We start from the raw sequence: 25482 nt of genomic DNA, 5'->3' as shown, positions 1-25482 counted from the left end.
CATCGAAACCACCCGTCGCATCGCCCGCGGCTTCCGCAACTTCGAAAACTACAGACTCAGATGCCTGCTATCCGCCGGCGGCCACCGCCCATGGAGAACCCCGAACCATGCTTAGATCCGAAGAGCCCCACTAGGCATCGTTCAGGCAGCACGACGACTCTCACCCCGCTAGCCTCTCCGCCAACACCCAACCCATTCGCGAGACACACCCTAGGCCTTTTTCAGTCCCCTCGCCTCATCCTTGTTCCGCAACCTTGGGAATGCCGGAGCATTTGTCGCCGAGAAACATCTCTCTCACCATCGCCCCCGCCGTACGATCCCAGCTGGCCGAACGCGCCGTCGATTGACCTCTTTTACCCATGGACGCTAGGGCCTTCGCATCGCCATGCATCGATAAGAGCGTCTGCGCTATTGACAAAGGCGACAGATTGTCAACTATTACCCCAGACCGGCCGTGCTCGGCAAATTCAGGGAAAGCTCCAGATGAAGAACCAAGCAGAGCTAATCCAGCCAGTTGCGCTTCGAGATATACGAGACCGTAGGGTTCATTTCGTGCAGGCATCGCATACAAGCTGGAACGATGGTACAGCTCGACGAGCTCGGAGGGCGCAAGATCGCTATACGTGTAAATGCCCGCGCCTTCCGCGACGCTTCCGTGGGGCACCACGAGATGAAGGGACAAGTCGGGGCGGCGAGATCGAGCGATCTTGAACCCGCCTACTAGGAGATCAACGCCTTTATCCCAGTGGCGAACCTTTGCCACGCAAAGAGTCATGCCATTGGTATAGTCCTTCTCGCCGTCGAAAGACGAGATTAGATTTCCCACCCCTGTTCCCACCACACTGACCTTTTGCGCAGGAGCACCATCAAGGATCACTTGCGTTTTCGCCCATTCGGACGTGACGAAGATATGGCCGACCTTCCTTAGGAGCGTTCTATATCTATCGCCTATGCGGGACGCAAGCCGCGCGTTGAGGCCCCGTGATCGGGCCCATTGAGACCATCCAGTGTCGCGATACAGAAAGTCGGCGGGGCCCACGTCCGCTGGATCTAGCCACATGTAGTCGGTGTGGATCACGCGCAAGTCAGCATAGTTTTGTCGAAAACGTCGGTACTCATTCACGTTACGTTCAAAAATAGGTCCATAGTAATGGCGAAAACGTCTGGCGCCCGCTCCGTGGAGCATAATCTGGGGTAGATAGGCTGCGTTCCTCCACCCCGGCTCTGTTTGACCCGAGAACCCTAGCACGTCAAAACCTTGGCGCTCGAGTGCTTCGACAAGGGCCTTTGGCGTACCACTCCAGGTGCGGGAATTTCGCGGGTCACCGGCAGCTGCCACAGCAATCATGGGCGTCATCTAGCCGACCTTCCCAATGACCGAGGAAATGTCAGCTAGCCAAGCGTCAACTAGTTCTAGCTCCCGTGATTCCACGATGCCGATCTTCTCGAGCGCCTCATAACACCTTCGCAGGTTGGCGCCAGCATCCGAAGCAAGAGGACTTAACTCTAGCGATCTCAGAGCATGGAAGATATCGTCATTGCGCTGATAACCCACCACTTCCTGCAGAAAATCGCGATGAAGATCGTGGGCATTCCTTTCCTGATATACCCCCTCCCCGTGATAAGCCACATGAGATCCCATCGCCCAAAGACAAATTTGCGCGACGAAAGAGCGCCAGATGTCAGTCATACGAAAGCTCACATGGCTAGGTAGATACATGAGCGGATATGCTGCACGAGTCCAAATGGTGCACTGCGAATTAAACGGCACCATAGTCCCTGAGTCCAAGATGAGCGAGCGGGGTTCGAACGTGTGGTCATCTCGCCCCACCGTAAGGCGGTAGATGGCGTCCACATCCGGGTCCCCTGCGGCGAGATACTGATGAACCCCTATACTTCTCACTTCCGTTTTTAGGTCCTCCCACTTTGGCAGGGCTCCGCTAATCTCAGTAAGTGGAAGACCTCTCGGCCAGATCACCGAATCTGTGAAGTATTCGTATATGTTCGCCCATCCATGGCTGGATAGCACGGGGGCGACTAGAGTGTCCTCGGGCGTCGCATGAGGCCATCCCTTAGGGTGGTTGTCATCGTCCGTCTCGGCGATTCTCGATGTCCCTAATGCCATAGCCGCGAGATACCCGAGATTTTTCCGACAATAATGATTCCAAGGAAGCAGTTTGGCCAGGTTCGTCTCTGAATTCATCTGCTCGGCAGCAGAGATGAATACAACTTTTTCGCACTGCCAATCAGACGGCGTCTTCTTATCGCCCACGACAATGAGCGGCCACTGACTGGACTGGCTCAACTCGAGAACGGCTTTTGTTGGTGCGTTGATAGTTGTGAGCACCATCGCTTGCTCAATCATACTTTCCCCCTTCTCCAGCCGCCGACCTAGCAGCGACCACAGCGGTTGACGTCGAAGGGGCCAAGAACGGCTCCCTGAAGGGCGGCTTGCACGCTTCCACCTTGCTCCTGCGCGCCCCCGTACACGTAGAGGATCCTATATCGGTCGCAGTCACCAACTCAGAACGCTGTTCAGCATCGAGCGTACGGCTGCACTCAACGACCCGAAATGGTCGGAGGATATAGGCTAGGGCTCGGCGACGAGCCATTCCGGCACCAACACGATGGGGGACGCATGCCTAAGACCGCGCTGATCACTGGTATCACTGGCCAGGACGGCTCATACCTCGCGGAGCTGCTACTCGCGAAAGGCTACGAGGTCCACGGCCTCATTCGCCGCGCTTCAACGTTCAACACGGCACGCGTCGACCACCTCTACACTGACCCGCACGATCCCGATGCCCGCATCTTCCTCCACTACGGAGACCTCTCAGACGGCGCCCGTCTCGTGACGCTGCTCGGAGACATCCGCCCTGACGAGGTCTACAATCTGGCTGCGCAGTCCCATGTGCGAGTGTCATTCGATGAGCCGGAGCACACTGGGGACACAACAGGCATGGGCGCGATTCGCCTCCTTGAGGCCGTTCGTATGGCGGGCATCAGCACCCGCTACTACCAGGCCTCGTCGTCGGAGATGTTCGGCGCGACCCCACCGCCGCAGGACGAGGAGACTCCCTTCTACCCGCGCTCTCCCTATGGGGCAGCAAAGGTTTATAGCTACTGGGTGACCCGGAACTACCGCGAGGCGTACGGCATGTACGCGGTCAACGGGATCCTCTTCAACCACGAGTCCCCTCGACGGGGCGAGACGTTCGTCACGCGAAAGATCACCCGGGCGGTCGCCGCCATCAAAGCCGGCGTGCAGTCAGAGCTCTACATGGGCAACCTCGATGCCGTCCGCGACTGGGGTTACGCCGCCGAGTACGTGGAGGGCATGTGGCGCATGCTCCAGGCCGATGAGCCGGAAGACTTCGTCCTCGCCACCGGTGCCGGCTACACCGTTCGCGACTTCCTCCAGCACTCCTTTGACCATGTCGGCCTCAACTGGGAAGACTATGTGCGGTTCGACGAACGCTACCTGCGTCCTACGGAAGTCGACGCCCTGATCGGCGACTACTCGAAGGCCGAGCAGAAGCTGGGCTGGGTGCCGACCGTGAAGACCCCCGAGCTCGCGCGGCTGATGGTGGACGCGGACATCGAGGCGCTTAAGCATGCCGGTGGCAAGTGGATTGACTCCGTTGATCTGGACAGCTGGAAGGTCCTCGTCTGATGACCGAGACGTTCGTCCCCTCTTCTCTGGACCGTGCATCCAAATTCTATGTTGCGGGTCACCGCGGGCTCGTGGGATCAGCCATCTGGCGCAGGCTCGGGTCTGAGGGATTCAGGAACCTCGTTGGGCGCACTTCTGCTGAACTGGACCTCAAGGACAGGGCCGCCGTCTTTGAGTTCTTCCAAATGGAGAAGCCCCGCTATGTCGCGCTAGCGGCAGCCAAGGTGGGAGGCATCCTGGCCAACAACACCTACCCCGTCGACTTCCTCAGCGAGAACCTGCGAATCCAGACCAACGTCATGGACGCAGCGCTCGAGCACGGGGTGGAGCGCCTGCTCTTCCTCGGTTCCTCGTGCATCTACCCAAAGCTCGCCCCGCAGCCGCTCAAGGAGGAGTACCTCCTCACCGGACACCTCGAGCCCACCAATGACGCCTACGCGATAGCCAAGATCGCCGGGATCCTTCAGGTCCAGGCCGTCCGGAGGCAATACGGTCTCCCCTGGATCTCCGCCATGCCGACGAACCTCTACGGCCCGGGTGACAACTTCTCCCCCACCGGGTCGCACGTACTCCCGTCTCTGATCCGCCGCTATGAGGATGCCCGCCTCAGCGGCACAGCGAACGTTACCAACTGGGGCACTGGCGCACCCTTGCGCGAGTTCCTGCACGTGGACGACATGGCTGATGCCTGCCTGTACCTCCTCGAGAACTACGACGGCCCCGAGCAGGTCAACGTGGGCGTTGGCGAGGACGTCAGCATCAAGGAGCTCGCCCACATTGTCGCTGACGCCGTCGGATACTCGGGCGCGATCGAGTGGGACACTACGAAGCCTGACGGCACGCCCCGGAAGCTCATGGATGTCAGCAAGCTCTCAGCCTTGGGGTGGAAGGCGAGGATCCAGCTTCAGGACGGCATTCGGAGCACCGTCGAGTGGTTCCGCGAACACCAGGACGACTTCCGCAAGTAGCGCTGTTGGCATTGAATGTTGGGGAAACCATGCACGCGAACATCTTTGGTGCAGGTCGGATCGAGTGGACGAGCGGCGGGCTGCAGAACAATGCCAGGGCCCGGCAAATGCGTGCCGGCCAAGTGCCGCTTCCACCTCAGCTCGACCTCGCCTGCAACGTCATCGGCGTCCAGTTCGCCGGCGCGCTTGGCCGATGAGCCTTCCGCAGACCCTCCAATCCGCAGCTCAGCGCCGCGCTTCAGATGCAGCGAGGCACCGGCGAAGGCTCCAGTTGACCGATCTGGGGTGCGTCATCTGGTCCGCCACAGGCGCCCAGCTCGTCCGGTTTGGGACAGTCAGCGACTCCCTCGTCGGAACGGCCGGCGAGTGGCACGCGCCCTACTGGCTGGTCACCGTCCTCGTGGCCGTCGCCTGGTGGATCGTCCTCGGCGCCTGGGGCACGCGGGAGACAAACATCCTTGGCTATGGCCCCGAGGAGTACAAGCGCGTCGTCACCGCGTCCCTGTGGCTCTTCGGCGCCATCGCCATCGTCTCCTACGTGTTCCAGCTCGACACGGCTCGCGGCTATGTAGCCGTCGCATTGCCGTTGGGCATCGTGACCCTGCTCGGCGCCCGGTGGGTCATGCGCGCTGTCCTGGTCTCAGCCCGCAGCAACGGCGAGCACCTTCGGCGGGTGCTCGTCGTCGGTTCCCCCGCGGCGGCCGCCCACACCGGACGTCAGCTCAGCGAGCACCTCGAGGCCGGCTATCTTCCGATCGCCGCGTACCTGCCCGGCCACCCCGGGGCTGAATTCCGGACCCCCGTGCGCGAGCTCCCCGTCCTGGGATACTCCGAAGACCTCGACAGCATCGTGAGCATCGTCGAGCGGACCGGAGTCGACGCCGTCGCCATCTCGGGCGCGGCCCTCCCCCCGCAGGTGCTTCGGCAGCTCGGGTGGCAGCTTGCCGCCCGCGACGTGGGAATGATCGTGGCCCCCGCGCTCACAGATATTGCCGGACCCCGCATCCGCACGCAGCCCGTGGCGGGCCTGCCGCTCATCCACGTGACCACTCCGAAGCTCACGGGTGGCAAGCGGGTCCTCAAGCGGAGCGTGGACATCGTCGCGAGCCTCGCCATCCTGGCCGTGCTGAGCATCCCCATGCTCCTCGTGGCCCTCGCCGTCTTCGTCGACGACCCTGGGCCCGTCATCTTCCGGCAGACCCGCATCGGCCGGGCCGGCAAGCCCTTCCAGATGCTGAAGTTCCGCTCGATGATCGTGGACGCGGAGGCACGCCTCAAGGAGCTCCAGCGCGACAACGAAGGCGCCGGGCTGCTCTTCAAGATGAAGCACGATCCCCGCATCACCCGGCTCGGCCGGGTGCTGCGCCGGTACTCCATCGATGAGCTCCCCCAGCTGGTCAACGTGCTCCGCGGAGAGATGAGCCTCGTCGGGCCCCGTCCGCCGCTTCCCTCCGAGGTGGCCGGCTACGACGACTTCGCCCACCGCCGCCTCCTCGTCAAGCCCGGCATCACCGGCCTCTGGCAGGTCTCCGGGCGCAGCGACCTCTCCTGGGAGGACTCGATCAGGCTCGACCTCTACTACGTGGAGAACTGGTCCCTTACTCAGGACTTCATGATCGTGCTACGGACCCTCCGGGCCGTCGTCGGGAAGAGTGGCGCGTACTGACCGAGCCTCGGCACTCAGGGAACCTGCTTCCGCCTGCCCGGTCAGCAGGTAACCTTCCCGTACGTCCCCGTCAGTTTCTGGTTTCGTGCATGCAGCACTGATACAAATACCCCAGCATCACGCGTTCGGCGTGTGCCGAGGGGGGCGGCATGAAGTTCAGCATGGACAAGGTGACCCGGGGCGATGTGCCGGGCCCGTCGGAGATCTTCACGGACAGGATCGCGGAATCGACCGCGTTCAAGAGATCGCTCGAGAGCTTTCGGCGCCTGCTGGACAGCGAAGACGAGCTGACGGACGCGCGCAGGAATGTCCTCGCCTTCGCTGGAACGGGCGGCGTCGGGAAAACCAAGCTCTCGGAACGACTTGAAGACTGGGCGCTGGACCGGCTTTCGCTCGAAGACCGCATGGACGGTTGGGGGCAGAAGCCCTCCACGGTCGTCGACCACGCTGTGCGAATCGACCTCAAGGGCAAGGGCGGACACTTCGAGCTCCTGAACGCCGTCAAAGCAATCCGCCTGTCTCTCGGGCGGCTCAAGAGGTCCTGGCCGGCCTTCGACTTCGCCTTCGCCGCATACTGGCAGTCGGCGCATCCCGGAGAGCCGCTGCCGACGGCAGGAATGCACGACAACGGGTTCTCCTCCGCCATTGAGGAGACGGTGAGCAAGGCCCTCTCGGAGATCGGGGTAGAGCTGACCGACCTCGCCCATGTAGACCCGCTTGTCTCGAGCGGAGTCGGCTGGGCACGGATTGCCGTAGGGGCAATCCGGCGCCGGCACACACGGCGGCTTGCCTTCGAGTCCTTCGATGGCTATCGGTCCTTGATCGAGCGCCTCGTCGACGAGCCGTCCTCAAGTGAACCCCGGGAAGACCTCATCCTCGAGCTGGCCTCGCTCTTGGCCCTGGAACTCGCGCAGAACCACGGCAAGGAGAAGCAGCCGATGGTCGTCGTCTTCGTCGACCACTTCGAACGGCTGAGCCTCGACCCCCGACGGAACGGCGAAGTCCTCTTCAACCAACTGGTCTGGCGGATGCCGAACGTCCTCTTCGTCGTGACCGGTCGCGATGCCATCGACTGGTGTGACACCAGCAGAACCGAACTGAAGCACGTCGGTCCCCTGATCTGGCCAGGCCTAGCCGGCCAGACAACTGACGACCCGCGCCAGCACCTGGTGGGGAAGCTCTCCGACCAGGATGCGCGCAAGGTGATTTCGAAGGCCGCGGAGCATTCCGAACTCGTCATCCCGGAGGGAGTTGTGGATGACCTCGTGAAGAATTCGGGTGGCCTCCCGCTCTACCTCGAGCTCGCACTCACCGCGGCGATCTACGCCAAGATGAACGGCGCTCCCGCGGTCACGCTCGACCACGTGTCCGGGTCGCTGGTCACGCTCGTCGAGCGGGTCCTCGAATACGTTCCGGAGGACGAACAGCGGGCCCTGAGAGCCGCCTCGCTCTTCACCTACTTCGACACCGAGCTCATCGCCGCGGCCGCGGACGTGGACCACGGTGCAGCCGAACGGGCGGTCCGCCGGCCGATGGTCGAGCGCCGCGACGACGGACGCTTCCCCTACCGCATGCACGACGAAGTACGCCACGCGCTCCGCACCGCGGGACACCGGGTATCAGGCGGGTGGGCGGAAAGGGACTGGGAGGAGGCCGCTTCTCGTGCTCTCGAGCAGCTTCGGCACCGCTACGCGAAGGCGTCCTCAGCCAAAGACGGGCCGCTCTCGCTGGCAGCGGTCGGGCTCGCGATCACGCTCGTCTGCGAACAGCAGGCGGACATCGGCGCATCCGATTCCGAGAAGTACGCGGACTGGCTGACGAAGGCGATCGTGTACGGGCCGTCCATCTCGGGCCTCGTCAAGCACGTTCCCGTCGCCTCGGCAACGGATTATGGGCAATCGGTCCTGGACTTCATTTCGGCCAAAACGTATGACCTGCCCGAAGAAGAACGGTGGAAGCTCCTTCGGCGGATCTTGGCCTCAGACCACCCGTTGGCGATGCCGGCAGGCCGTCACCTCGGCTACGGGCTCCGGAACAGCTCCCGCTGGGACGAGTCCTACAGAGTCTTCGCCGAGCTGGAAGAGCGAGCTCCGAGTGAACTGCACAGCTACCACAAGGTCTTGACCCTTGCTACCGCCCGGCGGTTCCGCGACGCCATCGACGGCATCGAGAGCCTTCCGCCTTCTCGGCGCGGCGGGGTTCTCGTGAAGGTGGACCTGGCCCACGGGAGGCCGGACGATTGGCTCGCCTTCCAAGCCCGCGTGATCGAACGGACCGGCGAGCGGGATGCCCAGCGCGAAAGGCTGGAGGCGGTGGGAAGCCTCTTGAAGTGGCGGACCATCCTTTCCGCCGATGTCAGTCCCGAAGAGGCCCGCAGTCTGGAGGCCGAGAGCGACGCCGTAGGCTTCAGCGCCGTCGTCCGCGACGCCCTGGCCTCTCAGGCTCTCCTCGACCCGCTCGGTGACCCGGCGCCGGTGGCGCGACTTGAGGCGCTGGACAGGATCGCCCTGTCCGGCCAGCTCGGCCACCGCACCGCCACTGTCAAGACGCTGCGCGCGATGGTTGCCGGGGACCGGAGGGCCCTGGAGCAGATCCGGGACGAGATTGAGAACCGGAGCGGACGGGGGAGGATCTGGATCCCGATCGAATGCCTCCTCAGCTCGCTCGGGCTTCCCGTCACGCTGCCGCCCACGCAGTGGCTCGAACCATACCGAGACGTCGAAGAGCGCTGGCGGCGGATCCTCGATGCCTACGCGGCCAGATTCAGCTGACCGCCGCCACCGGATCGGCCGCGCCGAGCCTGGCGAGCGCCGCCTCCGCCAGGGCCCGGAAGCGCACTCGGCTCTCGAGCAGCGGGCGCCGCACCTCGCCGTCGTGCGTGCCCACGAGCGCGGCGCGGATCCGAAAGTAGTTGGGGAGAGTGGCCGCTGCCGGACCGCTACCGGTTGAGGTTCAGGAGGATGAACGCGGCCACGGCCAGCGCGGCGGCCACCACCAGGACGCCGGAGACGGCGTTGATCCTGTGCTCGTTGCGCAGCGCCCATTCACGGCGCCGGTAGCTCATCTTCCGACTCATTCTTGGCCCCCATCGTCTTGAGCGGCACGGCAATGGCAACCGTGGCAGCTGCTGCTGCAGGACCAGACTTACAGGGCTTTCGCACGAATTCAAAACAGGCGCAAGTCAATGTCGAAGTGCTAAGACTGCAGGGCCTCCCGCGGATTGGTCACAAGGAGCTCGTGGATCTGCTGAGGGGCGAATCCGGCGTCGTGCAGACAGGTGGCCCACCGCTTGATTCCGTTGGCGATGGGTCCGTTGTGCGGCTGGCCGAGGTCTCCGGTGAGGAGAGTGGAGCCCGGTCCGCAGGCTCGGATGCCCCGCAGTGCGTTCTCGAGGGGGAGCTTGCCTTCGAGGACGGATGCCATGGTCCTCTCGATCCAGGCACCGCGCCGGGCCATTTCGGCCTGCGCCTCGAGGGTGATCCGCTGCCGCGGGAGATCGGGGTGGGTGACCATGATGCGATCGATGCCATGGTCCTTCGCCGCGCCGATGACGGCGAACACCTCGTCGCAGTCGAGATGGCCTGTGGCCAGGAGCAGCCCGTGTTCTCGCACGACGTCGAGGACGTCGTGGAGTTCGGGCACGACGCCGCTGTCCTTGAGCACCGTGATCGGCGGTCCGTAGCCGGGCGTGCGGGCCAGCTCTGCCTGGGTGTCTGCCCAGACGGGGGCTGGCCCGGGAGTCGTAGCCTGCTCTCGCTGCCTTCGGCTGTCTACTGTCGGAAGCCAGACGACGCGCGCGCCGAGACGGGCTGCGACCTCGACCGCGCCGGCATTCAGGCCGCCGACGGGCCGGTTGAGGGCGATGGCCCCGATAGCCTGCGCCTGCGCGCCGGTATTGGCGGCACGGCAGAGGCTGGCTGTCGAGGCGACGTGGGATTTGGCCACGAACCCGGCGTACCCGGCCGCGGCGAAGTCGATGATGGCCTCGGCAACCGTCTGGGAACGCTGGACGATGTCCGGCGCGGGGTGGGTGTGGAGGTCGATGGCCCCTTTCAGTGCCTCCTCTAGCTCGCCCATTCAGTCCCGTTCCGGTTCTGCCGCGGTCTCGGCGGGGACGTCATCGATCCTGGAGGGCCCGACGAACCGGAGCGCGATGAGGCCGACGAGCGCCGACGCCGCCATGTACGCGGCCGGGGCAAGGTTCCAGTGGGTCGCCGTCATGAGGAGCTGGGCGACGTAGGGCCCGAAGCCACCACCGAGGATCGTGCCGAGGGCGAATCCGAAGGCCACGCCGGTCATGCGGGCCTTGGCGCCGAAGAGCTCGGTGAAGAGCGGGTAGCCGACGGCCTGGGCGAAGACCCAGGGGATGAAGGAGACCGCCATGGCGAGCGCGAGCGGGACTCCGCTGTCCGGCGCCATCCACTGGAAGGCCGGGATCGCGAGGACGATGTATCCGACCATGGCCGCACCGTAGATCCGTCGGCGGCCGAAGCGGTCCGAGACCCAGGCTGCACAGGGCATGAGGAGGGCGAAGACGACCGTGATGATCGAGTTCGTTCCGAGGGCCTCTTCGGCCGGGCGGTGCAGCTGCGCCGTCAGGTAGGTGTTCAGGTAGACGTGCCCGACATACGCGGTGCAGGTCATGGAGAAGGCGAGCAGGACCAGCTTCACGACAGCGCGCCACTCCCCCACGAGTGCCGCGCGGATCGGGCTGCCAGCGGCGACCCCGGTGCGGACGTTCTTGGCGAACTGCGCGGACTCGGGCAGGCGGCTGCGGAGCAAGAGGACGGCGAAGGACAGCGGGAGGGAGAGCAGGAACGGCACCCGCCACCCCCACTCGGACATCGCCGCGCTGCCGATCACGGCGCTGACGACGGCGGCGAGGCCGCCTGCCATTGCCGTGCCGATCGCGATGCCGGCAGGGTTGAAGGCGCCGAAGAACCCTCGGAGTCGGGCTGGCGCGCTCTCGGCGATGTAGGTCGAGGCCCCGCTGGCCTCTCCCCCGGCGCAGAAGCCCTGGAGCAGCCGCAGGACCAGCAGCAGGAGGGGTGCTGCGACGCCGAGGGCCGCGTAGGTCGGCAGGATGCCGACGGCGGAGCTGGCCAGCCCCATCAGGACCACGCTGGTGAGCAGCGAGGTTCGGCGGCCGTGGCGGTCGCCGAGCCAGCCGAAGAAGAGGGCCCCCACCGGGCGCATCAGGAAGCCGCTGCCGAACACGGCGAGCGTGTCCAGAAGGGCCGTGCCCGGATCGCTGCGGGAGAGGAACGCGGCGGAGAGGTAGATGGCGAGGTTCGCGTAGAGGGAGAAGTCGTAGTATTCGATGACCGAGCCCGCCCCGCCGGCGATCGCCGTCTTCCACACCGCCCGCTTCTGCGCCGGTCCGCGGTCTGTGGTGCTGATGCGTGCTCCCTCCGTGGAGAGGTCGGGCGTCTCAGTGATTCTCTTCATCGAAATTCTCTTCCTTGGAGGAGCGTACGCCCCGCATTCATCTATCACTGTATGATAGTGACTATCAGGACAATCCAGTGTGATGTGTCGCATACTGCGCTGTCAACCCGGGGTTGGCGAGCGGCCGGCTGAAGGACCGGTTCAGGCCGCGGCGGGGCGATGGCATAGATTTCTCCATGACCCTAGGAGGGACGATGGCGGACGAGAGCGGCTCCAATCAGGAGCGGTCGACGATGCGCTCCGTGGAGCGGGCGTTCGATGTGGTGGATCTGCTCTCGGACAGCGGGCGGCCGCTCAGGCTGGCTGAGGTCGCCCGCGGCACCGGGCTGCACATTGCGACGGCGCAGCGCATCCTGAAGGTGCTCGAGCGCAGGAACTACGTCGCCCAGGACTCCGCGGGATACAGCGTCGGCGCGGCGGCACTTGCCGCGGCACATTCGTTCCTGGTGGGGAACCACCTGGTGCTCACGGCCACGCCGGTCCTGCAGGAGCTCGCCGCGGCGCTCGGCCTGACGGCGTCGCTCTCCGTGCGGCTGGGCTCCGCCCGCGTCCTCGTCGCCAGAGTGGAGGGCAGCAGCCCGCTGCGCTACCAGCTCCCAGTCGGCGGCCGGCTCCCCCTGCACCTGGGCGCCGGGAAGGTGTTCCTCGCCTACATGGACAAGCCCGGCAGGGACGAGATCCTGGGCGACATGGAGAAAGTGGAGACCGCCGGGGGGACCGCCATCCCCCGGGACGAGTACCTGTCCCTGCTCGACGAGATCGCCGCCCAGGGGTACGCCGTCTCCCGCAACGAGCGCGTGGTGGGGGCAGTCTCGGTGAGCGCGCCCGTGCGGTCGCGGGAGGGCCACCTCCTCGGGGCCGTCCAGGTCGCCGGCCGGGAAGAGGACGTGTCTGATGACCGGCTCCCCGAAGTGACCCGAGAGGTAGTCAACGCCGGGGCGAGCATCGCCGCCCGGATGCGCTGACCGCCGGCCGCCGCCGACGCGGCGGCCGGCCCCCGCTACACGATCGCCGTGGCGTTCGCCGGCGAGCCCACGGCACCGGGCAGGTTCAGCGGCTTCACCGTCAGGAAGGCCTCGTAGCGCCCCCTGCGGGCACAGTGGGCGGCGAGCTCGGCCAGGTCCCACAGCTCCCCGAGCGGGCAGCCCAGCTTGGCGATGAGCTCCTGGTGCATCATCCCGCCGTCCTCCCCTGTCTCCCGGAACGGGCTGTCCGGGCTGGCGGGGAGCGCCTCCACGGCGAAGGTGTCGGTGCCGAGCAGGGCGATGCGGCTGTCCCACAGCCACGCCAGGAACTCGGTCGACTGGGCGACGCCGGTCGTGTTGCGCTTGGCCTTCGCATCAGCCCGGTGGGCGGCGTCCAGCCCGAGGAACCACTCGGCCCAGCCGGTGTGCAGCAGGAGGATGTCGCCGGGCTCGAGGGAGGACCCCTGGGCCCCCAGCGTCGCGGTGATATCGGCCAGTGTGAGGGGTTCGCCGGCCTGGTGGTCGATCGGCGAGCCTGCGTCCTCGCGGTAGCGTTCGACGTCGGCCATCACCGCCCGGCCGGCGATCGGCTTCTCGGCCCAGGCCTGGACCCCGAGGTGCAGGGTGCCCGCCGCGACGCTGCTGTCCGGCACGCCGTTGTAGAACCCGTGGCCGTGGGCCCTGCGGTGGCGCAGGCCGTCGATGTGGCTGCTGGCCTGAGGCCAGTAGCCGTCCCAGACGTCGTCGAAGCTGTCCGGGTGCGCCGAGGTCACTGTCTGGGCGGGCGGCCGGCGGCTGCGGGACATCGAGGGCTCGAAGGCGTCCGCGGCGTAGTCCAGGCTGAACACGATGCCGTCACGGATCGTGGCCCTGCCCCTGAGGACCTGCTCGGGGCCCGCGAAGTTCGCCATGCCCCGCTCGGCGTCGTCGGGGAAGAGCCCCCAGCTGGAGCCGGGCGGGGCGTCGGTGCGCAGGAGCAGCCGGTCGTAGGTGGGAATGGTCTCGCTCATGGTCCTTCAGACTCGTTGGAAGAAGGGGACGGTGCCGGCGGCCAGGCGGAATGCGTGGTCGCAGGCGAAGAGGTCGGCGTAGTGGAGGACCCAGGCCTCGGGGCCGTCGGTCCGGACCGGGCTCGTCGTGGTGTGGGTGCCGACCAGGGCCACGACGTGATCCGGGAGGCCGGCCTCCTTCAGCAGCAACGCGCCGAGGACCCCGTGGGGCAGACCCGCCCGGGACGGATCCGGGACCACATCGGTGCCGGCGCGGGTGTAGAGGAGCGCCTTGTCGATGTCGTGGAGCACCAGCGCGGCCAGCAGGACGTCCTGGTCCAGGGCCACGCCCCATCGCCCGTGGGCGTAGTCCGCCAGGAGGACCCCGGCGTCGGCCACCTCGTTGGTGTGGTCGAGGAGCCGGTACTCCGGGGCCTGGAGCGAGTAGGGCATCTCGTCGAGCGTGCTGTGCGTGCTGGAGAGCCACGCGCTGACCCACGCCGTGACAGCCTTCTCCCGCAGGTCCGGGTCGATCTCTGCGAGCCTCGGCATCGCGGCGATCACTTCCTGCCGCTGCCCCGGGTTCCCTGCCTGAATGGTGTAGAGACCGCTCATGCGCTCTTCAGCGCTGACTCTGCAAGGGCCAGGAGGGACTCGTGCGCCGCCGCGCTCATGTGCGAGGGTGCGCCGAGGGCCTGGCAGTAGTCAGCCACCACTGCCATCTCATCGGCCCGGCGCGCGGCGTGCTTGGCAGAGCCCGTGATGAAGCGGTCGATCGTCGCCTGCCCGTCTCCCGCGAGCTCGGCGGCGATCTGTCCGCGCACCCACTCCTCGTAGCCGGCTCGGTGTCCCGCTTCGACGGCCTCGCAGACCACGGCGGCGATTCCCTTCATGACGATGCTGCGCAGCAGCTTGTGGGCCATCGCATCCCCGAGCGCACCATGGACCACCTCGACCGGCGCACCCACGGGCCGCATCACCTCGGCGATCCGGGCCGCTCCCGGCCCCGCTGCCATCAGCGGCGTGGACACACCGAGGGAGATCACGGGACCGAGGATCGCGATGTCGGCTGCCTGGACCCCTGCGGGCAGCACCTGCTCGAGGGCGAGCTTCGCGGACGGCGCAGCGGAGGTGAAGTCGGCGTAGACGGTGCCCGGGGCGAGGTGTGGCGCCGCATCGCGCGCCACCGGCAGCGAGGCGCGTGCCGTCGTCATGACGATGACGACGTCGGCCTGTCCCACGGCCTCGGCCATGCTCGCGGCCCGGCGCAGCTCGGGGGTGGGGATGGGGGCGACGTCGTACCCGAGGACGTCGTGGCCCAGGCCCTGGAGGGCGTGGGCGTAGGTGCGTCCTGCCTCGCCGAGACCGATCACCGTGCAGCGCATGCGGCCACCTCCTCGGCGTCGTTGGCCGCCGCGAGGATGGCGCGCATCCTCTCCGCCTCGTCCTGCTGGACTGCCTCGGCGGCCAGGAGGATCTCCTCTGCCCTGGCGCTGGGGACGACCACGGCGCCGTCGGCGTCGCCGACCACGATGTCGCCGGGGAGGACCGCTACGCCCCCGACGGCCACCGGGCAGCCGAGCGCCCCGGGTCCGTTCTTGTAGGGGCCGGCGGGTGAGGTGGCGCGGGCGAAGACGGGCATGCCCACCTGCTCGAGGCCGACGGCGTCGCGCACGGCGCCGTCGATCACGAAGCCGGCGATGCCGGCGTTGCGGGCGCGGGCACCGATGAGGTCCCCCATGAGGGCGCGGGACTCGTCGCCCTGGCCGTTGACGACGATGACGTCCCCGGGTGCTGCCTCGGCCAGGGCCCGGTGGATGTAGGCGTTGTCCCCAGCACGGGTCCAGACCGTGAAGGCCGGTCCTGCGAGGCGGCCTCCGGGCCATACGGACTTGATGGCGGAGTCGAGGACGCCGAGGCGCTCCATGGCGTCGCCGATGTTGGGGGTGGGGAGCGCTGCAAGGCGCTGGCTGAGCTGTTCCGTTGTCAGTGACATGATTCTTGGTCTTTCCGGTAGTGCAGGGGGTCGGTCAGGCGAGGCGGAGGAAGGCGCGGGCGCGGTCTGTCCCGGGGCTGTCGAAGAACTGGGCCGGCGTGGCGTCCTCGACGATGTGCCCGTCGGCCATGAAGACGACGCGGTCGGCGACCTGGCGGGCGAAGGCCATCTCGTGGGTGACGACGATCATCGTCATGCCGTCCTGGGCGAGGGAGCGCATGGTGTCGAGCACTTCGCCGACCAGCTCGGGGTCGAGGGCCGAGGTGGGCTCGTCGAAGAGCATCAGGTCGGGCTCCATCATCAGGGCCCGGGCGATGGCGACCCGCTGCTGCTGGCCGCCCGAGAGCTGGGCCGGGTACGACTTGGCACGGTTCGAGAGTCCGACCTTGCCCAGGAGGCGGTGGGCCTTCTCCTCGAGCTCCGCCTTGCCGCCCAGCCTGTGGGCGCGGGGGCCGAGCATGAGGTTGTCGCGGACATCCAGATGGGGGAAGAGGTTGAACTGCTGGAAGACCATGCCGATCTGCTCCCGCTGGGTCGCGGCCTCGCGCCCGCTCAGGTCGTGCAGCTTCCCCCCGTGCACCTTGCGCCCGATCAGGGTGCCTCCGACGGAGACGTGGCCCTTGTCCGGCATGACGAGCCCGTTGACGCAGCGCAGGAGCGTGCTCTTCCCGGACCCGGAGGGGCCGAGGAGGCAGACCACTTCCCCCTGGCCGACGTGCATGTCGATGCCCTTGAGGATCTCGTTCTCGCCGAAGCTCTTGTGGACGTTGACGATGTCGACGCTGCTCATCGCGTGGCCTCCTGGGCGTTCACGGGGGTCTCGGCCGGCCGGGCCTTGCGCTTCTGCTGGCGCTGGGCACGGGCGGTGCGGCGCTCGATGATGTTCTGCCCGAGGGTCGCAGCGCTCGTGACGAGCAGGTACCAGATGGCCGCGACGATCAGGAGTTCGATGGTCCTGAGGTTGTAGCCGGAGATGTTCTCGGCCTTGCTGAGGATGTCGCCGCCGGCGATGACGGAGACAAGGGAGGTCTCCTTCAGCAGGGTGATGAACTGGTTGCCTGCGGGCGGGATCATGACCCGCAGGGCCTGCGGCAGGATGACCTTCCGCTGGGCCTGCCACCAGGTCAGGCCCAGGGCCGAGGACGCGAGGTGCTGGCCCTCGTCCACCGACATCAGGCCCGAGCGGATGATCTCCGCCAGGTACGCGCCGTTGGCGATCGACAGGGCCACGACCGAGGCTGCGAACGGAGAGAGCACGTCGTTGGTGGGCGCCGAGAAGAGCGTCAGGCCGGTGCCCGGGATGCCGAGGCCGAGCCGCGGGGCGAACAGGGCCAGGTTTCCCCAGAAGAGGATCTGGATCAGGGCCGGGACGCTGCGGAAGACCCACACGTAGAGGCTGCCCACCGTGCGGAGGACCGGGTTCGTGCTGAGCCGGAAGAACCCGAACAGGAGCCCGATCGCGGTGGCGCCGACCATGGAGAGGATCGCGAGGACCAGGGTTTCTCCGAGGCCTTCGATGATCAGGCCGTCGGAGAGGTACTGGCCGACCACGTCCCATTCGAGCTGGGGGTTCTGCGCGAGGGACTTCACCACGCCGAAGGCGATGGCTGCGAGGACGGCGACGGTGAGCCAGCGGCCGTAGTGCCTCTTCACGGCGACGGTGTCCGGAACTTCCAGGCGCGGGCCACGGGCGGGGGCAGCCACGGCGGTATCCGGGCGGTTGAGTGAGGGTTGCATGAGGGCCTGCTTCATCACATCGGGATCTGGTCGTTGATCTCGGCCTTGTCGACGGCCATCGTCGCCAAGTCCCACTTGTCCAGGATCGTCTTGTACGAGCCGTCCGCGATCATGGCGTTGAAGGCCGCCTGGAACGCCTCGGTGAGCTGCGAGTACTCCTTCGGGAGGGCGACGCCGGTCTCCCGGGTGGCGAGCTTGCCGACGAGGGTGGCGGCCATGCTCTTGTCGGCCTTGACGGCCAGCTGGATCTGCGGGGTGGAGTTCAGGAACGAGTCGATGCGTCCGGCACGGATCGCATCCTGCCCGGCATTGAAGCTCGGGAAGTACAGGTACTGCAGTTCGGGCTTGCCGGCCTCCTGGCATTCCTTGTTGATGGAATCGGCGATGTTCTTGTTCACCGTCGAGCCCGTGGTCAGGCCGAATCGCGTGCCGCAGGCATCGGTATCCGCGGCGTAGTCCTTGCCTGCCGGGACCAGGAGGCTCGAGGACGCCTTGTAGAAGGCGAGCAGGTTCACCACACCGTTGTTCTCAGGCGTCTTGCTGATCTGCGCTCCGGCGATCTCGACCCGCTTGGACTGCAGGGCCGGGACCAGGCCCGAATATGGGATCTGGGACCACTTGATCGACAGGCCCAGCTTCCCGGCAGCCCCGTTGAGCAGGTCGATCAGGACACCGTCCGGCTTGTTGCCCGGGGCGTAGAAGTTCATCGGCTGGGTGTCGAACGAGGCCCCTCCAGCGAGGGTGCCCTTCGACCGGATGTCATCCGGAACCAGCTTGGACAGGCTGGGGTCCACGCTGCTCGATGCGCCGGCCGACGCGCCAGCCGCAGCGCTATTCGCAGCCGTGCTGTTGCCGCAGGCGCCCAGCATCAGGGCCAGGGAAGCGACCGCGCCCAAGGTGACGGTATTGCGGATCAATCTCTTCATCGACATCTTTCCTCGGTTCAGCAGCCGCCGTTGGCTGCACTTGTCTATCACTGTATGATAGGAACTATCAGTAGATACAGTGTGCTGGACCACATTGGCGGATGTCAAGGCAGGCAGCATCCCGGCAGCGTCACAGCGCCGCCCTTCCGCCGAAGGGGACAGCTGGGGTCGGCGTATGATGCTGAGTGAAGGTCTCCCGGCGTCTGCCGCTGGACCTGGGTCGAATTTCTTCGCCGGCTCGGCCGGCATCTTGATGGGGGACACATCATGAAGTGGCGTTATGCCCTGCCTTTTTCCGTCTGCGCTGCGCTGGTCGCGGCCGCGATCCTCGGATCCGGGGAGGAGGTGCCAGAGGCCACCGCCGTCGTGCTCTGGGCGGGTGCAGGAACGTTCGGTTTCGTCTATGGGCTCGTCGTCGCCCTGACCTCCCGGCGGGGTGCGCCGCGGACCCGGGGCCCGCTCGCCGCGCGCGCCGCGGCCCCGGTGACGCCGCTCCCCGCGCCAGCAGCCCCAGCCGCACCCGCGCCGGAGCTGCAGCCGGCCACCTGACCTGAGGACCGCTCGCGAGCGGGCCGAGCGGCCTCGGCTGCGGAGCAGTAGCGTGGAGGCATGAAGGGGACAGCAGCCATTGTCGGTGCCGGCATCGCAGGACTCGCCGCCGCCCGCTCGCTCACCGAGGGCGGGTGGGACGTGCAGGTCCTCGAGCGCAGCAGCACCCTCTCCACCTCCGGGACGCTCATCGGGGTCTGGCCCACGGCCTATGCTGCGATGGAGCGACTCGGCCTCACGGACCGCCTGCAGTCCATCGACATCACCTCCGGCACCCTGCTCCGCCCGGACGGCCGAGTCCTGGCCAGCCTCACGCTGCCGCAGAAGTCCCACGCGGTGAGCCGGATCAGCATCAACGAGGGCCTCTACGCGGGCCTCCCCGAGGGCACCGTCCGCTTCGGGGCCGCCGTGCGCTCCCTCGCGGACCTGCCCCAGGCGGACGTGATCATCGCGGCCGACGGCGTCCATTCCTCCGTGCGCGCCGCCGCCTTCCCCGAGGCACGCCTGAGGGACGGCGGGACGGTGGCCTTCCGCGGCGTCGCCCCCGTCGCGAGCACCGGGCCCACCGAGACGTGGGGCCGAAACCTCATCTTCGGCCGCGCGCCCTTCCCCGGCGGCGGCTCCAACTGGTACGCCGGCGTGCGCGCCGACCTCGCCGGCACCCGCGACGACGATCCCCTCGCCGTCCTCCAGGCCCTCTACAGGGACTGGCACCCGGCCGTCCACGAGGTCCTCGACTCCCTCACGCCCCAGGACATCGACCGCCGCCGCATCGAGGACCTGGCCCCGCTCAAGAGCTACGTCTCCGGAAACATCGCCCTCGTCGGCGACGCCGCCCACGCCATGTCCCCGCATCTGGGCCGCGGCGGGTGCGAGTCGCTCGTCGACGGCCTGACCCTCGGAGAGGCCCTCCTGGCCGCCCCCAGCGTCGCGGAAGGCCTCGCGCGGTACGACGCCGAGCGGCGTCGTCCGACCCAGAAGTCCGTCCTCGGCTCCCGCGTCATGGCACGCCTCACCAACCTCCAGTCCCACCCGTGGGCCCGCGACACCCTCGTCGCAGCGGTCGGTGCGCTGCTCGCACGACGCCGCCCCGCGCCGTCGTCCGCCGGCTCGCCCAAGCGGGCCGCGCCGTGAGCCGGGCCGGACGGCACTTCGCGTAGCGCGCCGGGCTGCACCATGATGGGGGAATGACCGACGACGAACTACCCAAGGTCTTCCAGATCTCCCTGCCAGAGGAAAACATCGAGGGCCGGTTCGCCGACTTCGCGAATCTGTGGCACACGCCGAACGTGTTCGTGCTCGACTTCGTCGCCCTGACGCAGCCCCCGACCCCCGGCGAGGGGCCGGACGGCACCCCGTCCGAGCTCATCCCCGGCCGGGTGGTGAGCCGCATCCGGATCCCCCCGGAGCAGGTCTTCGAGCTCGCCGCCGCCCTGACCCGGCAGCTGGGGCTGTGGGAGCAGGAGACCGGGCGGAAGCCGCCGGCGCGGCCGCTGTTCGACTCCCAGGGCCGTGAGATCCGCATCGACGACGAGGGCGTGGACGGCGAGCCGTGAGCCGGCGCACGCGGTGGGCGGCCGCGCTCGTGGGCGCGTTCGCCGTCGTGCTGGCGGCGGCCGCCGTCACCGCGCCCCGCTGGGCAGGCGCCGGACTCGACCCGCGGCAGCTGTTCGGGGGCGCGGCGCCGGCGGGGACCGAGACGGTCAGCGTGCTCGGGGACTCGCACCCGGGCTGGCCGGGCTCGTGGTTCCGGCAGTCCGTGGGCGACGGCGGTGTTCCCGGCGCCCAGCTCGGCACCCTCGCCTCCTACCCCGGCTGGACCTCCGTGGCGCTGCTGACCCGCGTGCCCGAGGCCACCCGGCGCGGCGGGACGGTCCTGGTCCAGGCCGGGACCAACGACATGCTGCTCGCCGGCTCCTCCCCCGCCCGGGCCGCGGCCGACGTCGAGCGGCTGGTGGGCGCTGTCGGCGAGCGCGGCGTGCGCCCCGTCCTCGTCTCGGTGCCGCCCTCGGCGACGCAGGGGGCACAGGTGCTGCAGCTGAACACGCTCCTGCACGGCTGGGCCGGCGAGCGCGGGATCGGCTGGCTGGACGTCACCTCCGCCGTCATGGCCCCGGACGGGACATGGCGCGCGGGCCTGAGCGACGACGGCATCCATGCGAACGCCGCGGGCGGCTCGCGGATGGCCGAGGCCGTGGTGGCGGAGCTGCCGGCACTGCTGCGCGGGTGAGGCTGTTCGGCGACCCGCAGTGCTTTACCTTCCAGTAACCCTGACTTTGACCGTTAGTCAGGACAAGCGTGTTTAGTTTCGGTGGGGGTCGGCGCCGTCAAGCGGCGCGCCGACGCGCTCTGCCCACCTGTGGTGCGGCGCGGTGACGACCTATCGAAATCAGACGAAGGGCCCGGGCGGCCGCCCTGTACGCGCACACTGCGCCTGCAGCAACCGGCAGAACGCGCGCCTCCGGTGTGCCCTTCGTCCACGCTCTTGGGAGAGATCCATGAAGATCACTACTGTGCTGCGCTCTGCTGCCGCAGTCACCGCGCTGGCGTTCGCCGTCACCGGGTGCGCTCAGAGCAGCACGGCCGCGAAGAACAACGCGGCCGGTGATGCGGGCTCGAAGACCGTCCGGGTCTTCATCAGCGGCGACACCAACATCCAGAACCTGTGGGAGAAGGAGCTGGCCCCCGCCTTCGAGAAGGCGAACCCCGGCTACAAGGTCCAGGTCCAGATCGACCTCCACGGTGAGCATGACGCGCAGACGCTCGCCAAGCTCACGAGCTCGGTCGAACAGAAGAAGGACGCGGACTTCGACCTGGTCGACGGCGGGTTCGTCGCCAAGGCCTCCGGGGCGGGCCTGCTCGAGCCGATGGACACCGGCAAGGTCGCCGCGCTGGGCGACGTCCCCGCGGACGTGGTGAAGGCCGGGGGCACCGGCGGCATCCCGTATCGCGGCTCGTCCGTGCTGCTCGCGTACGACACGAAATCCGTCCCGACACCGCCCAAGACCCTGGATGACCTGCTGGCCTGGATCAAGGCGAACCCGGGCAAGTTCACCTACAACTCGCCGAAGTCCGGCGGATCCGGCGCGTCGTTCGCCGCGACTGTGCTCGACAAGTACATCCCGGCCGACGCGCGCCAGAAGATGACGGTCGGCTACGAGAAGGACCTCGAGTCCACGTGGGACCAGGGCTTCGACACGCTGCGGAGCCTCAACCCGTACGTGTACCAGAAGGGCGTCTACCCCAACGGGAACAAGCAGACCCTGGAACTGCTGGCCAGCGGCCAGATCTCCATGGCCCCGGTCTGGTCGGACCAGTTCATCACCGGGTCCGCGAACGGCTCCATCCCCGCGACGGTCAAGGCCGCCCAGATCTCGGACCCCTCCTTCACCGGCGGTGCCGCGTACCTCGGGATTCCGGCGAACACCCCGAACAAGGACGCCGCCCTCAAGCTCGCCAACTTCGTCCTGGAACCGGAGCAGCAGGCGGAGATCGTCAAGGAGATCTCCGGCTACCCGGCGATCTCCCTCGACAAGCTTCCCGCTGATGTCCGGGACAAGTTCCAGAACGCGGACACGAACAACCTCCGCAAGGGCTACTTCGACCAGATGTCCAAGGACATGAACAACCTCTGGGACCAGAAGGTCCCCGGCCAGTGACAGCCGAATCCACCAAGGTCCGCGAGGAGCCGCCCGCTCCCGCCCGCCCCGTCCGTCCCCTCCGCCCGACCGCGCGGCGGGCGGGGGCGGGCCGGGCCGCCGGCTTCGCGATGGCCCTGCCGCCCATCGTCCTGATAGCGCTCTTCATCGGGTTCCCGATCGTCCTGGCGTTCGCGTTCAGCCTCGGCTTCACCGGCGGCCTCAACCGCACCATCTCGGTGATCGGCCAGAACGTGCACGAGGCCGACGGCGGGGCCCCCACCCTCGGCGCCTACACCGACATGTTCACGAGCCCGCGGTTCCTCGGCGACCTCGCCGTGACCGTCGTCGTCACCCTCGTGAGCACCACGGTGGTCGTGCTGCTCGCCGCCGGGATCGGGCTGTACCTGAAGTTCAGGGGCGGCATAGTCGGCAAGGTGCTCTCCGCGCTGGCCGTCGTGCCGCTGTTCATCCCCGTGGTGATCGCCTCGTGGGCCATCCTCGGCTTCTACTCGGCGGATGGCTTCCTGCGCAGCGCCGCGGCCCAGCTCGGGCTGGACTTCCCGGTATGGTCCTTCACCATGGTCACGGTCGTCATCGGCTCGGTGTGGACCTCGTTGCCTTTCGCGACCCTGCTCGTCACCTCCGGGCTCCAGGCCGTGCCCCAGGCGATGATCGACGCCGCGCGCGACGCCGGTGCCTCCTTCTTCAGGGTCGTCACCGCCGTCGTGGTCCCCATGGCAGGGGTCCCGATCATCATTGCCACGACGTTCACGGCCATCGGGATCCTCGGCTCGTTCACCGTCCCGTACTTCACGGGCCCGAACTCGCCGAACATGCTCGGGGTGGACATGTCGAACTACTTCTCGGCGTTCAACCAGCCCCAGCAGGCCGTCGTCATGGCGTTCGTCGTGTTCGCGATCGCCTCGGGCATCGCCGCCGTCTACGTCTGGGCCAACTTCCGCTCGGCCAAGGAAAGCGGGGCCGTCTGATGCAGAGCTCCTCGGCACGCCGTGCCCTCACCGGGACCCTCGCGGTCCTCTTCGCCCTGGCCTTGGCCGTGTTCATCATCGGCCCGCTCGCATGGCTGGCTGTGCGCGCGTTCGCCACCAACTGGACCTACCCGAACCTGCTGCCGGACGGGTGGACCCTGAAGTGGTGGGGCCTGGTGTTCAGCGACAGCGCCCTCGGCGTCGCGGTGCAGAACTCCCTGTTCTTCGCCCCGATCACCGTCCTGGTCTCCGCGGTGATCTGCCTCCCGGCCGCCTACGCGTTCGCACGCTTCGAGTTCCCCGGGCGGCGGTTCTTCCTCATCGGGCTCTTCGCGGCCAACGCCTTCCCCAAGATGGGGCTGTTCGTCTCCCTCGCCGCGCTCTTCTACACGCTGAACCTGATGAACTCGATCCTGGGCATCCTGATCGTGCACCTCCTCGGCACCGTCGTGTTCATGACGTGGATCCCGTCGGCCGCGTTCGCAGCCGTGCCCCGCAGCCTGGAAGAGGCTGCGCGGGACGCTGGCGCGTCGAAGCTGCGCGTGTTCTTCTCCGTGACGCTGCCCATGGCGCTGCCGGGCATCCTGGTCGCGGCGATCATGAGCTTCCTGGCCTCGTTCGACGAGGCCCAGGGCACGTACCTCGTGGGAGCCCCGGACTACTTCACCATGCCGACCCAGATGTACACGCTCGTGCTGAACTACCCGACCCAGGTGGCGGCGGTCTTCTCGATCCTGCTCGCCATCCCCTCCGTGGCGCTGCTTCTGGCTGCGCACAAGCACATCGTCGGCGGCCAGCTCGCCGAGGGCTTCCAGATCAAGTAGAGGCACCATGAACACCACGACCTCCACCACACCGAACACCGACAGCGCGAAGGCGTCCCCGGCCGCAGGACGCGTGCCGTCCGCCGCCGGGCTCGAGGTCCGCGGCCTGCACAAGGTCCTGGGCGGCCGCACCATCATCGACAACCTCGACATGGCCGTCCAGCCCGGGGAGCTCGTCTCCCTCCTCGGCCCCTCGGGCTGCGGCAAGACCACCACGCTGCGCATGATCGCCGGCTTCCTGGCCCCGGACTCAGGTTCCATCAGCGTCGGAGGCCGCGAGGTGGCCCACCTGGGACCCGAGCAGCGGCCCAGCGCCATGGTCTTCCAGAACTACGCGCTCTGGCCACACATGACCGTGGCGAAGAACGTCGGCTTCCCGCTCAAGCTCCGCAAGAGGCCCAAGGCCGAGATCGCCGAGCGGGTGGACGCCGCCCTGGCCCTGGTGAACCTGCTCCACCACAGGGACTCGCGGCCCGCGCGGATCTCCGGCGGCGAACAGCAGCGCACGGCGCTGGCCCGCGCGCTCGTCCAGGAGCCCGAGCTGCTCCTGCTCGACGAGCCCCTCTCCAACCTGGACGCCAAGCTGCGCGTCAAGGTCCGCGAGGACATCCGCGAGATCCAGCAGCGCCTCGGCATCACGACCCTCATCGTCACGCACGACCAGGAGGAGGCCATGTCCATGTCCGACCGGATCGCCGTCATGAACGAGGGCCGGATCGAGCAGTTCAGCACGCCCGCCGAGCTCTACAGCGCCCCGGCCACCGAGTTCGTGGCAACGTTCATCGGGAGCCTGAACCGGCTCGAGGGCCGCATCCAGGACGGCCGCCTCACGCGCGGCAGCGGGATGGTCGGAGTCCGTCCGGAGGACGTGGTCTTCACCGCGGACGTCCTCGGGACGGATGCGACGGGAAGCGGCTGGACGCCGGCGACCGTCGACCGGGTGGTGCCGCGCGGCCATTTCGCCGAACTGCACCTCACACGGGAGGACGCAGCCCTGCGCAGCTTCGTGACGGGGACCCCGCCCACAGTGGGGACCCGGGGGTACGCGAGGATCACCAAGTGGCTGGACTTCGAGGACGGCAGGCTCTCCGGAAAGGGCTCGGCCGCGTGA

General features: G+C 67.5%; 27 protein-coding genes. 14 read left to right on the top strand and 13 right to left on the bottom strand.

What is annotated here, in order from left to right:
- Window positions 1-235: 235 nt before the first annotated feature.
- Window positions 236-1357: a glycosyltransferase family 4 protein gene (locus tag ACQ5BE_RS08545; protein ID WP_430296612.1), complete on the bottom strand. Its 1122-nt coding sequence runs from the start codon at window positions 1355-1357 to the stop codon at window positions 236-238.
- Window positions 1358-2365, bottom strand: a complete 1008-nt coding sequence (locus ACQ5BE_RS08540) for an STELLO glycosyltransferase family protein (protein ID WP_430296611.1) — start codon at window positions 2363-2365, stop codon at window positions 1358-1360.
- A 273-nt stretch (window positions 2366-2638) separates the two neighbouring features.
- Between ACQ5BE_RS08540 and gmd the strand changes: the two genes are divergently transcribed.
- From gmd to ACQ5BE_RS08515, 5 genes are all read left to right on the top strand, one after another.
- Complete coding sequence (gene gmd, locus ACQ5BE_RS08535) at window positions 2639-3673, top strand: GDP-mannose 4,6-dehydratase (RefSeq protein WP_430296610.1); 1035 nt, start codon at window positions 2639-2641, stop codon at window positions 3671-3673.
- Window positions 3673-4641 carry a GDP-L-fucose synthase family protein gene (locus ACQ5BE_RS08530; protein WP_430296609.1) on the top strand — a complete coding sequence of 323 codons (969 nt, stop codon included), beginning with the start codon at window positions 3673-3675 and terminating at the stop codon, window positions 4639-4641. Before gmd ends, ACQ5BE_RS08530 begins: the two co-directional genes overlap by 1 nt.
- A 29-nt stretch (window positions 4642-4670) precedes the next feature.
- Window positions 4671-4838 carry a hypothetical protein gene (locus ACQ5BE_RS08525; RefSeq protein ID WP_430296608.1) on the top strand — a complete coding sequence of 56 codons (168 nt, stop codon included), beginning with the start codon at window positions 4671-4673 and terminating at the stop codon, window positions 4836-4838.
- Between the two features lie 74 nt (window positions 4839-4912).
- Window positions 4913-6307 carry a sugar transferase gene (locus ACQ5BE_RS08520; RefSeq protein ID WP_430296606.1) on the top strand — a complete coding sequence of 465 codons (1395 nt, stop codon included), beginning with the start codon at window positions 4913-4915 and terminating at the stop codon, window positions 6305-6307.
- Window positions 6308-6456: 149 nt separating this feature from the next.
- Window positions 6457-9078: a hypothetical protein gene (locus tag ACQ5BE_RS08515; protein ID WP_430296605.1), complete on the top strand. Its 2622-nt coding sequence runs from the start codon at window positions 6457-6459 to the stop codon at window positions 9076-9078.
- On the opposite strand, the gene ACQ5BE_RS08510 is transcribed toward ACQ5BE_RS08515, so the two are convergent.
- The 4 genes from ACQ5BE_RS08510 to ACQ5BE_RS08495 all read right to left on the bottom strand — a co-directional run bounded on the left by ACQ5BE_RS08510 (window position 9071) and on the right by ACQ5BE_RS08495 (window position 11755).
- Complete coding sequence (locus ACQ5BE_RS08510; RefSeq protein ID WP_430296604.1) at window positions 9071-9193, bottom strand: hypothetical protein; 123 nt, start codon at window positions 9191-9193, stop codon at window positions 9071-9073. The two genes, ACQ5BE_RS08515 and ACQ5BE_RS08510, sit on opposite strands and share 8 nt — an antisense overlap.
- Window positions 9194-9245: 52 nt before the next feature.
- Window positions 9246-9371, bottom strand: coding sequence for a hypothetical protein (locus ACQ5BE_RS08505; RefSeq protein ID WP_255405261.1), 126 nt, complete (start codon window positions 9369-9371; stop codon window positions 9246-9248).
- Between the two features lie 131 nt (window positions 9372-9502).
- On the bottom strand, window positions 9503-10384 hold the full coding sequence (locus ACQ5BE_RS08500; RefSeq protein WP_430296603.1) for a DUF6282 family protein: 882 nt from the start codon (window positions 10382-10384) through the stop codon (window positions 9503-9505).
- Complete coding sequence (locus ACQ5BE_RS08495) at window positions 10385-11755, bottom strand: MFS transporter (RefSeq protein WP_430296602.1); 1371 nt, start codon at window positions 11753-11755, stop codon at window positions 10385-10387. It abuts the gene before it with no gap.
- Between the two features lie 194 nt (window positions 11756-11949).
- Here ACQ5BE_RS08495 and ACQ5BE_RS08490 point away from each other — a divergent pair, with 194 nt between their 5' ends.
- Window positions 11950-12720, top strand: coding sequence for an IclR family transcriptional regulator (locus ACQ5BE_RS08490; RefSeq protein ID WP_430296601.1), 771 nt, complete (start codon window positions 11950-11952; stop codon window positions 12718-12720).
- A 35-nt stretch (window positions 12721-12755) separates the two neighbouring features.
- On the opposite strand, the gene ACQ5BE_RS08485 is transcribed toward ACQ5BE_RS08490, so the two are convergent.
- Genes ACQ5BE_RS08485 through ACQ5BE_RS08455 form a run of 7 tightly spaced genes read right to left on the bottom strand, consistent with a single transcriptional unit; the run spans window position 12756 to window position 18368 of the window.
- Window positions 12756-13730: a cyclase family protein gene (locus ACQ5BE_RS08485; protein ID WP_430296600.1), complete on the bottom strand. Its 975-nt coding sequence runs from the start codon at window positions 13728-13730 to the stop codon at window positions 12756-12758.
- Between the two features lie 6 nt (window positions 13731-13736).
- Window positions 13737-14324 (bottom strand): HD domain-containing protein, encoded by a 588-nt coding sequence (locus tag ACQ5BE_RS08480; RefSeq protein WP_430296599.1) that lies wholly within the window; start codon window positions 14322-14324, stop codon window positions 13737-13739.
- A complete protein-coding gene (locus ACQ5BE_RS08475) occupies window positions 14321-15094 on the bottom strand; it encodes a DUF1932 domain-containing protein (RefSeq protein WP_430296598.1) in 774 nt (257 codons plus the stop codon). Before ACQ5BE_RS08475 ends, ACQ5BE_RS08480 begins: the two co-directional genes overlap by 4 nt.
- Window positions 15079-15705, bottom strand: coding sequence for an RraA family protein (locus ACQ5BE_RS08470; RefSeq protein ID WP_430296597.1), 627 nt, complete (start codon window positions 15703-15705; stop codon window positions 15079-15081). The genes ACQ5BE_RS08475 and ACQ5BE_RS08470 overlap by 16 nt, the downstream gene beginning before the upstream one ends.
- Window positions 15706-15739: 34 nt before the next feature.
- Window positions 15740-16495 (bottom strand): amino acid ABC transporter ATP-binding protein, encoded by a 756-nt coding sequence (locus ACQ5BE_RS08465; protein WP_413248313.1) that lies wholly within the window; start codon window positions 16493-16495, stop codon window positions 15740-15742.
- Complete coding sequence (locus ACQ5BE_RS08460; RefSeq protein WP_430296596.1) at window positions 16492-17442, bottom strand: amino acid ABC transporter permease; 951 nt, start codon at window positions 17440-17442, stop codon at window positions 16492-16494. The genes ACQ5BE_RS08465 and ACQ5BE_RS08460 overlap by 4 nt, the downstream gene beginning before the upstream one ends.
- 14 nt (window positions 17443-17456) lie before the next feature.
- Window positions 17457-18368 (bottom strand): transporter substrate-binding domain-containing protein, encoded by a 912-nt coding sequence (locus ACQ5BE_RS08455; protein WP_430296595.1) that lies wholly within the window; start codon window positions 18366-18368, stop codon window positions 17457-17459.
- Window positions 18369-18635: 267 nt separating this feature from the next.
- Here ACQ5BE_RS08455 and ACQ5BE_RS08450 point away from each other — a divergent pair, with 267 nt between their 5' ends.
- The 8 genes from ACQ5BE_RS08450 to ACQ5BE_RS08415 all read left to right on the top strand — a co-directional run bounded on the left by ACQ5BE_RS08450 (window position 18636) and on the right by ACQ5BE_RS08415 (window position 25482).
- The gene (locus ACQ5BE_RS08450) at window positions 18636-18917 is read left to right on the top strand and encodes a hypothetical protein (protein WP_430296594.1); all 282 of its coding nucleotides are present in this window, start codon (window positions 18636-18638) and stop codon (window positions 18915-18917) included.
- Window positions 18918-18977: 60 nt separating this feature from the next.
- Entirely contained in the window at window positions 18978-20051 is a 1074-nt protein-coding gene (locus tag ACQ5BE_RS08445) for an FAD-dependent oxidoreductase (protein WP_430296593.1), read from the top strand.
- Window positions 20052-20104: 53 nt separating this feature from the next.
- Window positions 20105-20473 carry a DUF3467 domain-containing protein gene (locus tag ACQ5BE_RS08440; protein WP_208709783.1) on the top strand — a complete coding sequence of 123 codons (369 nt, stop codon included), beginning with the start codon at window positions 20105-20107 and terminating at the stop codon, window positions 20471-20473.
- Window positions 20470-21147, top strand: a complete 678-nt coding sequence (locus tag ACQ5BE_RS08435) for an SGNH/GDSL hydrolase family protein (RefSeq protein ID WP_430296591.1) — start codon at window positions 20470-20472, stop codon at window positions 21145-21147. Before ACQ5BE_RS08440 ends, ACQ5BE_RS08435 begins: the two co-directional genes overlap by 4 nt.
- 268 nt (window positions 21148-21415) lie before the next feature.
- A complete protein-coding gene (locus tag ACQ5BE_RS08430) occupies window positions 21416-22576 on the top strand; it encodes an extracellular solute-binding protein (protein ID WP_430296590.1) in 1161 nt (386 codons plus the stop codon).
- Entirely contained in the window at window positions 22573-23547 is a 975-nt protein-coding gene (locus tag ACQ5BE_RS08425; RefSeq protein WP_430296589.1) for an ABC transporter permease, read from the top strand. The genes ACQ5BE_RS08430 and ACQ5BE_RS08425 overlap by 4 nt, the downstream gene beginning before the upstream one ends.
- Complete coding sequence (locus ACQ5BE_RS08420; RefSeq protein ID WP_430296588.1) at window positions 23547-24371, top strand: ABC transporter permease; 825 nt, start codon at window positions 23547-23549, stop codon at window positions 24369-24371. The genes ACQ5BE_RS08425 and ACQ5BE_RS08420 overlap by 1 nt, the downstream gene beginning before the upstream one ends.
- Window positions 24372-24378: 7 nt before the next feature.
- Window positions 24379-25482: an ABC transporter ATP-binding protein gene (locus ACQ5BE_RS08415; protein ID WP_344298765.1), complete on the top strand. Its 1104-nt coding sequence runs from the start codon at window positions 24379-24381 to the stop codon at window positions 25480-25482.

It is taken from the genome of Sinomonas sp. B1-1 (genome assembly GCF_050474465.1).
Taxonomy (GTDB): Bacteria; Actinomycetota; Actinomycetes; order Actinomycetales; family Micrococcaceae; genus Sinomonas; species Sinomonas flava.
The sequence above is the reverse complement of the archived record's forward strand: the minus strand, read 5'-3'. Positions and strand labels throughout refer to the sequence as shown.